Below are 11,319 nucleotides of genomic sequence, written 5' to 3'. Positions count from 1 at the left end.
GAAGATTTGAATGATTGCCACAACTTTTGATAGAACGAGGCAGCTTGAAGATGCGGCAAAACCGGCGATTCCATAACTGGAAAGCTAATGAATCGCCGCTATCTTTTGCCTGACCATCGTTTCAAAAACAGCGTAATCGCCTTCGCTGAAATTTTCTTTAGGGAAGATGTAAAACATTTTTTCCGATGGATAAAGCAGGATCATGTCTGTGGCAATGAGTGCCTTTTTCAGTTCCGTCCATGGCATGTCATAGGTGTTTTCATGCACAGACAGATGGATGGATTCATCATTTACCGATATGTCAAATGGTTCATGATAATCCTTAAGCCGCTTGTACACCCTGGTTCCGGTTGTCTTCATCAGCCGGTAATAGATGCCAATGACGAGCAGGCCTGAAAGGAACAATGAAAAACTCAGGAAACGGTTACCATCTTTTCCAAGAATGAGGAACAACAGTAATCCGGCCCATACAGCCAGGAATCCCATGATCAGTGGCAGCCGCGACTGGAAGAGAAAGAATTTTTTGTAGTGCAGTGAGTGAGCACGTTGCAGAATGGCAGGGGAGTATTGAAAACGGAAGTGCATGGATAAAAACAGCCGGGTGATTGGTGGTTGGATACAGGCGCTTCAGCAGGTCATCGCGCGCTGTTGCAATGACAGGTATTGAATAGCCTGACCGGAAAGTGCAAATTTCTCAAAATTCATTTAACAAGCCGTAACCAATTGGTCAGATATTCAATGGGCTGGCTTTAATGTGATTGTTGCAACAGCCTGCTGCCAACACACTCTTAATTTGCACTAACTTCACCGAAAAAAAATATGAACGGAGAAGCACGGACAGAAATAAGTGAATTAGGAGAATTTGGACTGATCAATTACCTGACAAAGAATATTGAACTGGTGAATGAGTCAAGTAAGACCGGCGTGGGAGATGATGCAGCGGTAATTGCTTTTGAGGAAGGAAAACAGGTAGTGATCACCACCGATATGCTGGTAGAAGGCATTCATTTCGACCTCATGTATGTGCCGATGAAGCACCTGGGTTATAAATCAGTAGTAGTTAACCTGTCAGATATATATGCGATGAATGCAACGCCCAGGCAGATCATCGTTTCCGTTGCATTGAGCAACCGGTTCTCCCTCGAAGCGATCCATGAATTGTATGAAGGCATCTATTTAGCGTGTGCAAAATATGGAGTTGACCTGGTAGGTGGTGATACATCGTCCAGCCTGAAGGGATTGGTGATCAGCATTACCGCAGTTGGTGAAGCCGATCCGGAAGATGTGGTGCTGAGAAGCGGTGCGAAAGAGAATGATTTGCTGTGTGTAAGCGGCGACCTGGGAGGCGCTTATGTTGGTTTACAGCTGCTGGAACGTGAGAAAAGAGTTTACCTCGAGAATCCCGGAGTACAGCCTGATCTCGAGAATCAATCCTATATAGTCGGCCGTCAACTTAAGCCGGAAGCACGCAAAGATATCACCGAGCTTTTTAGGTCACTTCAGCTCAAACCCACATCCATGATTGATATCTCCGATGGACTTTCGTCAGAGATTCTTCATTTATGTGAGTCATCGCAGCTCGGTTGCATGTTGTACGAGTCGAAAATTCCGGTTGCTGAAGAAACGTATAATATGGCGCTCAAATTCAATCTCGACCCGGTGACCTGTGCATTAAGCGGTGGTGAAGATTATGAATTGTTATGCACGATTGCGCCTGCTGATTTTGAAAAGGTGAAAAACAACCCTGATATTTCCGTTATTGGCCACATGACTGACAAAGAGAAAGGTGCAGTGCTGATTACGAAGGGTAACAATGTGCATCCGCTGACGGCACAAGGATGGAATGCCTTCAATAAAAGGTAATCGCCTTGTAAAGCTGATTTGCAGCACTTGGCAGTTTAGCTTTCACAATCTTGTAAAAGGCTGATGGCTGATATTGCAAAATCTTTTCCGCTTGTTTTTACCTTCATGTTTTCATCTATTGCAGGAAGATCAGATTGCTTTTAAAGGCAAATTAAGCGGCATATAAATCTCTTCATAAAAATTGACCAGTTGATATGTACAACCTTCCGTATTTTAAAGAAGCAGACAAGGATGTGCTGCTGCAGTTTTTGCATGACTATCCGTTTGCATTTTTAACAGGGAGTTTTTTAACCGGCAGGCCGGTGGCAACACAGGTTCCGGTGCTTATGGAAGAACGCGACGGCCATCTTTACCTGCAGGGCCATATTATGCGGAACACAGATCATCACAAAGCTTTACTGGAGAATCCACAGGCGCTTGCAGTTTTTTCAGGTCCGCATGCTTATGTCAGCGCAGCATGGTACACCAACCCGTCTATTGGTTCTACCTGGAATTATATGAGCGTTCATGCAGCCGGTAAAATATCTTTTCGGCCGGAAGAAGAATTAATATCGTTGCTGAAAAAACTCACGCTCCGCTTTGAAGGTAATGATCACAGCTCACCGACTGTCTATGACAATCTTCCGCCGGAATTCCTTAACAAAATGCTGCCCGCCATTGTGGCTTTTGAAATCAAGGTGGAATCGTTCGAACATGTGTTTAAGCTGAGCCAGAACAGGGATGAAAAAAGCTACCGCAATATTATCAGCCGTTTGGAACAACAAAGTGGCAGCAGTGCATTGGTGGCGGCTGAGATGAAGAAGAGAATGGATAAGCTGTTTCCACCCGGCACTGCATGGGATGCCACTAAATTTTTATCCTGAACGGGCCGGTGCTTCGGTTGCTGCTCCATTTTCCCGTTTGGGTGAAAGATTTTCCTTTTTGAATAGCCTGATCACTATACACTATGCTCATCTTTGCAGGCGACGTAGTTAAAAATGTTTTGCCCATGATCAAGAAGTTTTCCGCCATTTCAATCATCATTTCCATTGTTGCAATCGTATATTCCTGCAGTAAGCTGGAACCTGCGGCACCTATAGCTGACGAAGCGTTGGATGCTCCGCTTGATGGACTTACTTACACTCAATACCAAATCTTTAATGAAGGTGCAGCAGAATTTGACGAGGTGTATCATACAGAGACAGGGCTCGGGCCGGTGTTCGTAGCTACCAGTTGCGCATCCTGCCATACCGGTGACAATCGCGGCCACCCTTTCACCATACTAACAAGGTTTGGGCAGGTTGATGCAACAGGCAATCAGTTCTTAGCCATGGGCGGCCCTCAGTTACAGAATCATGCTGTACAGGGACATATTGCTGAGCAAATTCCTGTCAATGCAACCGCATCCAAATTCATTGCTCCCATTGTCAGCGGTATCGGATTCCTGGAACTTGTTTCAGATGCGGATATTATAGCAATGGCCGATGCCAATGCGAATCATCCTGATGGCGTACGCGGACATCCTAACTGGAATGATATCCCATCCTACGTAGTACCGTTTCAAAATGCTATCACTAAAGACGGAAAGTATATATGCCGTTTTGGTAGAAAAGCCAGCACCTATAACCTGCATCAGCAGACCGTGCAGGCATTTAATCAGGATATGGGAGTAACCACATCTTTTCTTCCCTTTGACCCATTCAATTACCTGGAAGGCATTGATCCGGTGCCGGCTGCCGACCCTGAAATTACTGATGAAAGTGTCAATGCAGCGGTCTTTTACCTGCAGGCATTGCAGACACCATTTCAGCGAGATCAGCAGGATGGTGAAGTGATGGCCGGGAAAAATATCTTCATCAATACAGGATGTGAGGCCTGTCACAAGCAAACACTGAAGACCGGTTATTCGCCGGTTGAACCGCTTGCCTACCAGGAATTTCATCCTTACACCGATTTGCTGTTGCATGATATGGGCAGTGATCTCGACGATGGATACACCGAAGGCAGTGCCACCACTGCCGAGTGGAGGACGCCACCACTGTGGGGACTTGGTTTGGCGCGGGACGCACAGGGCGGAGATCTTTTCCTCATGCATGATGGAAGAGCGCATTCAATAGAGGAAGCTATTTTGATGCATGGCGGAGAAGCACAGGTAAGCAGGAACAGGTATGAGTTGCTCACGCAGGCTGACAAAGATGCACTCTTAAAATTCCTCGAATCATTATAGTGATGCAGCGGAGACAATTCATCAAAACATCATGCTTGGCCTGTTTGAGTGGCATCGCACTTTCATCGCTGCTGGAGAGTTGTTCCGCAACCAGTTACATAACTGGAACAATCAGTGGTGATGCTTTAATTGTACCATTGACTGAATTTCAGCTGATCAAAAACGGACAGGTGCAATTCAGAAAATACCTGGTGGTGCAAAACAATACCCTCCAATTTCCAATATGCATTTACCGCCTCAGTGAAGAAAGCTATTCGGCACTGTGGATGCAATGCACGCACCAGGGAACGGAGCTGCAGGTTTTTGGCGACAAACTGCAATGCCCTGCGCATGGTAGTGAATTCAGTAATACAGGAAAGGTAGAGAGTGCGCCGGCCGCTTCAAATCTGAAATCATTCAAGGTGCTTATTGAAGATAAACAGTTAAAAATACTGCTGACATGAAGAAATTTATTCTCATCGCCGCTGTTTTTGCTTTGATCGCTGAACAGGCATTTTCACAAATTGATTCAACGCTGTTAAGAAGAGTGGCAACCGATACTGCCAAAGCAGGTATGAACATGGATGCGATCTATGACCGCCCGTTTCTGCATATCAGCAATACGCCGGTATCAATCGGTGGCTATGCAGAGATCAACTATCAGCATCTCAGCACCGACGGTGTATCGGACGGACATGAATTTCAATTCCGCAGGATGAGCCTGATGATCGCATCAAGTATCACCAAACGGATAAAATTTTTGTCGGAGATAGAATTTGAAAATGACAAAGACGAACAGCTGGAAGGCAGCGCTATGGAAATAGGCATTGAATATGCCGCCCTTGATTTTGAATTTCATCCATTGTTTAACCTGCGGGCTGGTATAGTTATTAATCCCATCGGCGGCTTTAATCAGAACCATGACGGACCTAAATGGGAATTTACCGACAGGCCCATCGCATCAACACAAATGCTGCCGGCAACTTTCAGCAATGCTGGATTTGGTTTCTTTGGCAAGCGTTATTCGCAGCAGTGGATGTTTGGTTACGAATTTTACCTGACGAACGGCCTGGATAATACCATTATTGATAATGACCTCAACAAAACGTATGTTCCGCATGCGAAGGAAAACCCGGCAAGGTTCTCCGCCAGTAACAGCGGTGAGCCCATGATAACCGGTAAACTGGCGGTGCGAAATAATAAGGTCGGTGAACTGGGCCTTTCCTGGATGGGAGGCGTATATAATAAATATCAGCAGGATGGTGTCATGATCGATGAAAAGCGCAGATGTGACATCGTTTGTATCGATTTTAATACCACGGCTCCCAAACTGAATACCGCTGTAACCGGTGAATTTGCCTGGGTATTCGTGCAGGTACCCAAAGACTATTTTGAACAGTTCGGTACCAGGCAAAGTGGCGGATTCATTGATATAGTACAGCCGGTTGTTAAAAAACGAATGCTCGGCTGGGAGAATGCTGCTATTTATATAGCGCTGCGTGCTGAATACGTTGACTGGAATATTGGAACATTTAAAGATACCGGCAGAAACATCGCCGATGATCTCTGGAGCCTTATGCCGGCTATCAGTTTTCGTCCCACGCCACAAACCGTAGTGCGGTGGAACTATCGTTTCATGAAACAGCAGGACATAGCAGGCAATCCTCCTGCTACTACAGGCGGATTTATCATCGGCATTTCTTCCAACTTCTAAAAGGTCTGCACTCCCTCACGGCAGGCAAGATATTGCTGCCGGCCAATCGCATGAACCCATCTTGTTGGCAGCATTGAAAAATCTGTAATGCATTTTTTCAAAAATCATCAATCCTGGCGGAATGACATAAGAAAGGTGAATAGCATGCATCCGTTGGAGAAATATAATAGGAAGCAGCCGCTATCATTTCATTTCCTAATTTAGCCTTTCAACAATGCTTTATGTACCGAAGGGTAGCTTCATTGCTCCTGGCTTTATCTGTTTCAACTGCCGTATATCCGCAGGCACCTGCCATTCAGTTTCAACGATCGATGGGTGGTTCGCTGGATGATATCGCATATGATGTGATTCCCACGCAGGATGGCGGATACCTGCTGGCCGGTGGTTCCACTTCCAGCGACGGCGACCTGCTGAAAACAACGGAAGTACAGCATGGTGGTAATTATGATTTCTGGGTCACAAAACTCGATCCTGCGCTGAATTTTCAATGGAAGAAACACCTGGGTGGTACAGGCAGCGACCTGGCAAGCAGTGTTCTCCAAACAGCGGATGGCGGATATATTGTTGGCGGTAGCACAAGTTCCAATGATGTAGATGTAAGCGGCAATCATGGCGACTATGATTTCTGGATCGTTAAGCTCTTCGCCTCTGGTACCGTGCAATGGAAGAAATGCTATGGCGGCAATTACTATGATGATTTCGGCTGTGTGCGGGTTGCTGGTGATGGAGGATTGATTCTTGCCGGCGGTTCTCAGTCGAATGATGGCGATGTGACCGGCAATCATGGCAGCAGCGATTTCTGGCTGGTGAAAACGGATGTCAATGGTGCCTTGCTCTGGCAGAAAAGTTACGGAGGACCAGATTATGAAAAAGCCGCAGATGTGAGGGCATGCCCTGACGGTGGATATATTCTTGCGGGATTTTCGGAATCCAATGCCGGTGATGTCACCGGTAATCACGGCGATTACGATATGTGGGTAGTTAAAACAGATGCCACCGGAAATCTGCAATGGCAGCGCTCCATCGGTGGAAGCGGATATGATGCTGCCAATGCAGTGACAGCATTAAGCGATGGCACTTTCATCGTAGCCGGCTACTCAGGTTCAACGGATGGTGATGTCATCTTTAATCATGGCGATGATGATGCATGGCTAGTCAAACTCGATGCCTCCGGAAATATTTTATGGTCAAAGTGTATGGGCGGCACCATGGCAGATGTTGCAACCGGTATTGAAAACATAGGTGAAAATGGACTTGTTCTTTCCTGCTATTCAATGTCGTCTGATGGCGATGTGGATGATAATTACGGACAATGGGATTATTGGATCATAAAAACAGATTCAGCCGGCAATGTTGACTGGCAGCGCAACTTCGGTGGTGCTTTGAATGATGTTTGCTATGCCGTGAGGCCGACATCGGATGAAGGATTTGTACTTGCCGGTTATTCCGAATCTGCTGACATGGATGTGACCGGTAATCATGGAAAAAAGGATTTCTGGACTGTTAAGCTGGAAGGATTGGTAGGCATTGCATCAATCCGGCATCCGCTGATCCGGTTGGAAGTTTATCCGCAACCGGCATCGACAACTATACATCTGAAAATACCGGATGAAATTTTGTTGAAGTATCAGGCGCTCACCTTAGATGTTGCTGACCTGGCGGGAAGAAAATTAATCACAAGTAGCTTGTCAAACGATCCATGGCTGCAGTTGGATTGCAGCAACTGGATTCCCGGCGTCTATAGCTACCAAATGAAGTCGGGTGAAGTGATAGTAGCCAATGGTAAGTTGATGATTCAATAATAGGTAAACGAAAAACCGGAAAAGACCGATCACTGACCCAACTGATGTAAGTATCTGCTATTAGCTTGTAAACAATGGTGTTGTTATTATGCATATCCGATACCTGATTTTGTTCGCTTCACTGCCATTTTTTAACACCGCTTACGCACAAATGGAAGTAAAGGACATTGCAGGCGAATATTATCTTGAAGGTGTGATGGAAGTGGCATCCGGTTTTCAGCTGCGGGATGATCAGACGTTTGAATTCTTTTTTTCTTATGGTGCGCTGGACCGCACTGGTAAAGGAACCTGGCAGGTACTGGGCAATAATATCGTATTAAATTCTGAGGCCTGGCCGGGCACTGATTTCAAACTTGAAAAGCAGGAGCGTCGCAGGCAAAAGGAAATAATTGTTCAGGTGAATGACAAAAACAAAATGTTTCTTGGCAATATCGGTGGCATTGTGACTGGCGATGGTAAGGTGCAGGAACTTCAGTCAGATAATGATGGTATCATCTCCTTTGCCGCACAAACGCCCGATACCATCTCATTGTATCATCAATTCTACTCCGACTCATTGTCGGTGTTTCCTGTAACAGATCCGAAAGCCAACTATTTTGAGTTTACTTTTCAACCGCATCTCGGCACCGTTTTCTTCCGTAATTTTATCTTAACGCCGGCCCAACATGGCCTCACTGGCGGTAACCCATTGATGAAAGAAGGAAAGGATTATCATTATATTAAATCAGAATAACGCTGCTTTTACTTTTACACAAAACCATTCCATCCCTGCAGCCCGCCCGTATGTATGGCAATAATGGTTGAACCTGCCGGAAAGAAATTTTTTCCTGCGAGTTCATAGATGCCAAACATCATTTTTCCTGTGTAGACAGGATCGAGGAGGATATCCTGTCTTTGGCGGAATTCTTCAATAAAGGATTTTAATGTTGCGGGAAGTTTTGCATAACCACCAAAGTGATAATCATGATACACACTCCAGTTCGAATATTCAATGCCACAAAAAGCTGAAGTGAAGTGAGCTATCTTTTCTTCCAGGTCCTTTATGCCTTTGAGTACAGAAAATCCAAGTACCCGTCCTTTTCCTTGAGCACCCGCAATCAGGCCGGCCATCGTTGCGCCGGTTCCCACCGGGCAACAGAGGTAATCACAGCTAAAGTTGATTTCCTGTATAATATCAGCGCAACCTTTTACAGCAAGCGTATTACTGCCGCCTTCCGGCAGCAGGTAAAATTCGCCGAATTGCCGGTGCAGATTACTGATGAAAGATGCATTCGATTTTTGCCGGTATTCATGGCGGCTGATAAAATGTATTTGCATACCATGTTCAGCGGCAAATGATAAAGTGGCATTGAGTGGCATTACGCTTTCACCCCGTATTATGCCGATGGTCCTGAATCCAAACTCACTGCCTGCTGCTGCCACTGCATGAATATGATTGGAAAAGGCGCCGCCAAAAGTGAGCAGGGTGTGCTGCCCGAGTGCCTTTGCTGCTGCCAGGTTGTGTTGCAACTTGCGCCATTTGTTGCCACTGATGAACGGATGCAACAGGTCATCGCGCTTCATAAAAACTTGCAGCTGCCTTGCTTCCAAAAAGGGATCCGAAAGTTTTTGCAGCGGTGAAATCATATGGTTTTATTATTATTTTAGCAGAAGATAATTCCTTCCGGAAAAGGGCAGCTGCTATTGTTAAGCAATTTCATTATTCTCCGATAGCGTTTTTTCATGCACACTAAACACGTTCTACCTTATGAAACAACTGGCACTCATCATCGCAGGTGTTTTCCTGCTGCAGGCACACGGTTTTGCCAATCATGCAACCTGCAACGTACCCAAGTGCATTCAAAAACTCATCAAGCAGTACAAAAGCAAACCCAAGCAGGAGCCAGCTACCACTATTTACGAGTATGAATATAACGGTGCCAAGGTGTATTACGTCACTGCACCGTGTTGCGATCAGATGGGAATGCTTTACGACGCCAAATGTAATTTGCTTTGTCATCCGGATGGCGGTATCACAGGAACCGGCGATGGCAAATGTGCCGATTTTAATTCCACGAAAACCAATGAGGTTTTGATCTGGAAGGACGACCGCTGATATCGTTGCTTGCGATGTACTGTTCCTTCCGTATCCTTGCATGTATAGTCAATGGTTGTTCAGCGTATAGTTTGTCGCGGCACTTGCTGTGGAACTGGTAATCGTTTTAATGACGGTTATCTTCACGGTACCTGGCATGCTTTGGTTTGAAATATAACCCTGCAGCTGCTGACATTTGCTGGTGAAGTGGTAAAACTTTTTAATTTTACCATGGCAAATCAACAGCATTCACATGATAACCAAAATCACCGAAGGCGTAAAAATATCGGTGGAAACATTTTACCAGGAAGAGTATTCTCAGCCACTGAACAACGAGTTTATGTTTGCTTACCGTATCACCATTGAAAACGGGAGTGAACAGACGATTAAATTGTTAAGAAGGCACTGGTATATTTTTGATTCCTGTGGCGTTACACGGGAAGTGGAAGGTGAAGGGGTTGTAGGATTACAACCTATTATCGAACCTGGCAAATCGCATCAGTATGTTTCGGGTTCCCACCTCAAAACGGAAATCGGTCATATGCATGGCACCTACCTGATGGAAAGATTAATTGACGGAAGGCAATTCAGAGTCAACATTCCGGAATTTCAGCTCGTAGCTCCCTTTAAACTGAATTAAAGGATACCGTATTTTATCCGCTCACAGTTTGCAGCCTTCCATTGTATATTTGCCCACCTTATCAATAAACAGCTACAGTGAAAGTAACGGAGTATATTAAGAAGTCGGATGCCACCATGGTATCCTTCGAAGTGCTTCCTCCCATGAAAGGAAAAAGCATTCATTCCATCTATGATACCCTGGATCCGCTGATGGAATTCAAGCCACCCTTCATCAATGTCACCTATCATCGTGCCGAATATGTTTACAGGCGTAACACGCAGGGATTGTTTGAAAAAACGATTATCCGCAAACGCCCGGGCACTGTTGGTATTTGCGCGGCAATCGTGAACCGGTATAAAGTGGATGCCGTTCCGCATATTGTTTGCGGTGGCTTTACGGTGGAGGAAACGGAAGATGCATTGATTGACCTCGCCTTCCTCGGTATCGATAATGTGCTGGTAATCCGTGGCGACCCCAATAAAAATGAAACATCCTTTGAACCGGAGACGGGCGGCCACCAGCATGCGATTGACCTGTTAAGGCAGGCGGTGAACATGAATCATGGCAATTTCCTGCAGGAAGACCTTACCGATGTGGTGCCGACGGACTTCTGTATCGGCGTGGCCGGCTATCCGGAAAAACATTATGAATCGCCGAATAAGGTGATGGATCTTCAGTATTTGAAGGAAAAAGTGGATGCAGGTGCCGATTACATCATTACACAGATGTTTTTTGATAACAGCCGGTTTTTTGAGTTCGTAAAGAGTTGCCGGGCTAACGGCATCACCGTACCGATCATTCCCGGTATCAAGCCTATCACCAACCGTAAACACATGAATACGTTGCCACGGCTGTTTCATGTGGAGATTCCGGAAGCGCTGGCTAATCAGCTCCAAAAATCTACTTCAGATGAGGCGGCGAAAATAATAGGCATTGAATGGTGCATTCAACAATGTAAGGAGCTGGTAAAGGCCGGGGTTCCGCTGATACATTTCTATACTATGAGTAACCCTGGACCGGTGAAGGCGGTGGTAAGCAAAGTTTTCTGATACCGGTTAT

The 11,319-nt window shown here is 45.7% G+C and carries 13 protein-coding genes; 10 read left to right on the top strand and 3 right to left on the bottom strand.

Annotated features, from left to right (window positions below):
• Nucleotides 1-84 precede the first annotated feature (84 nt).
• On the bottom strand, nucleotides 85-585 hold the full coding sequence (locus K1X61_07390) for a YcxB family protein (protein MBX7108451.1): 501 nt from the start codon (nucleotides 583-585) through the stop codon (nucleotides 85-87).
• A gap of 234 nt (nucleotides 586-819) precedes the next feature.
• Here K1X61_07390 and thiL point away from each other — a divergent pair, with 234 nt between their 5' ends.
• Both thiL and K1X61_07380 read left to right on the top strand, forming a co-directional pair.
• Complete coding sequence (gene thiL / locus K1X61_07385; protein ID MBX7108450.1) at nucleotides 820-1,863, top strand: thiamine-phosphate kinase; 1,044 nt, start codon at nucleotides 820-822, stop codon at nucleotides 1,861-1,863.
• Nucleotides 1,864-2,057: 194 nt separating this feature from the next.
• Complete coding sequence (locus K1X61_07380; GenBank protein MBX7108449.1) at nucleotides 2,058-2,726, top strand: FMN-binding negative transcriptional regulator; 669 nt, start codon at nucleotides 2,058-2,060, stop codon at nucleotides 2,724-2,726.
• Here the strand turns inward: K1X61_07380 and K1X61_07375 are convergent.
• Nucleotides 2,710-2,853, bottom strand: coding sequence for a hypothetical protein (locus K1X61_07375; protein MBX7108448.1), 144 nt, complete (start codon nucleotides 2,851-2,853; stop codon nucleotides 2,710-2,712). The two genes, K1X61_07380 and K1X61_07375, sit on opposite strands and share 17 nt — an antisense overlap.
• Here K1X61_07375 and K1X61_07370 point away from each other — a divergent pair.
• The 5 genes from K1X61_07370 to K1X61_07350 all read left to right on the top strand — a co-directional run bounded on the left by K1X61_07370 (nucleotide 2,852) and on the right by K1X61_07350 (nucleotide 8,297).
• Entirely contained in the window at nucleotides 2,852-4,069 is a 1,218-nt protein-coding gene (locus tag K1X61_07370; GenBank protein ID MBX7108447.1) for a thiol oxidoreductase, read from the top strand. The genes K1X61_07375 and K1X61_07370 overlap by 2 nt on opposite strands.
• 44 nt (nucleotides 4,070-4,113) lie before the next feature.
• On the top strand, nucleotides 4,114-4,512 hold the full coding sequence (locus K1X61_07365) for a Rieske (2Fe-2S) protein (GenBank protein ID MBX7108446.1): 399 nt from the start codon (nucleotides 4,114-4,116) through the stop codon (nucleotides 4,510-4,512).
• On the top strand, nucleotides 4,509-5,762 hold the full coding sequence (locus K1X61_07360; protein MBX7108445.1) for an OprO/OprP family phosphate-selective porin: 1,254 nt from the start codon (nucleotides 4,509-4,511) through the stop codon (nucleotides 5,760-5,762). The genes K1X61_07365 and K1X61_07360 overlap by 4 nt, the downstream gene beginning before the upstream one ends.
• A gap of 221 nt (nucleotides 5,763-5,983) precedes the next feature.
• Nucleotides 5,984-7,564 (top strand): T9SS type A sorting domain-containing protein, encoded by a 1,581-nt coding sequence (locus tag K1X61_07355; GenBank protein MBX7108444.1) that lies wholly within the window; start codon nucleotides 5,984-5,986, stop codon nucleotides 7,562-7,564.
• Between the two features lie 88 nt (nucleotides 7,565-7,652).
• On the top strand, nucleotides 7,653-8,297 hold the full coding sequence (locus tag K1X61_07350; GenBank protein ID MBX7108443.1) for a hypothetical protein: 645 nt from the start codon (nucleotides 7,653-7,655) through the stop codon (nucleotides 8,295-8,297).
• Nucleotides 8,298-8,311: 14 nt separating this feature from the next.
• On the opposite strand, the gene K1X61_07345 is transcribed toward K1X61_07350, so the two are convergent.
• Nucleotides 8,312-9,190: a pyridoxal-phosphate dependent enzyme gene (locus K1X61_07345; GenBank protein MBX7108442.1), complete on the bottom strand. Its 879-nt coding sequence runs from the start codon at nucleotides 9,188-9,190 to the stop codon at nucleotides 8,312-8,314.
• Nucleotides 9,191-9,311: 121 nt separating this feature from the next.
• Here K1X61_07345 and K1X61_07340 point away from each other — a divergent pair, with 121 nt between their 5' ends.
• From K1X61_07340 to metF, 3 genes are all read left to right on the top strand, one after another.
• On the top strand, nucleotides 9,312-9,659 hold the full coding sequence (locus tag K1X61_07340) for a hypothetical protein (GenBank protein MBX7108441.1): 348 nt from the start codon (nucleotides 9,312-9,314) through the stop codon (nucleotides 9,657-9,659).
• Nucleotides 9,660-9,891: 232 nt separating this feature from the next.
• Nucleotides 9,892-10,278 (top strand): Co2+/Mg2+ efflux protein ApaG, encoded by a 387-nt coding sequence (gene apaG, locus K1X61_07335; protein MBX7108440.1) that lies wholly within the window; start codon nucleotides 9,892-9,894, stop codon nucleotides 10,276-10,278.
• Between the two features lie 77 nt (nucleotides 10,279-10,355).
• Nucleotides 10,356-11,309, top strand: a complete 954-nt coding sequence (gene metF / locus K1X61_07330) for a methylenetetrahydrofolate reductase [NAD(P)H] (protein MBX7108439.1) — start codon at nucleotides 10,356-10,358, stop codon at nucleotides 11,307-11,309.
• Nucleotides 11,310-11,319 lie beyond the last annotated feature (10 nt).

It is taken from the genome of Chitinophagales bacterium, assembly GCA_019694975.1.
Taxonomy (GTDB): Bacteria; Bacteroidota; Bacteroidia; order Chitinophagales; family UBA10324; genus JACCZZ01.
The sequence above is the reverse complement of the archived record's forward strand: the minus strand, read 5'-3'. Positions and strand labels throughout refer to the sequence as shown.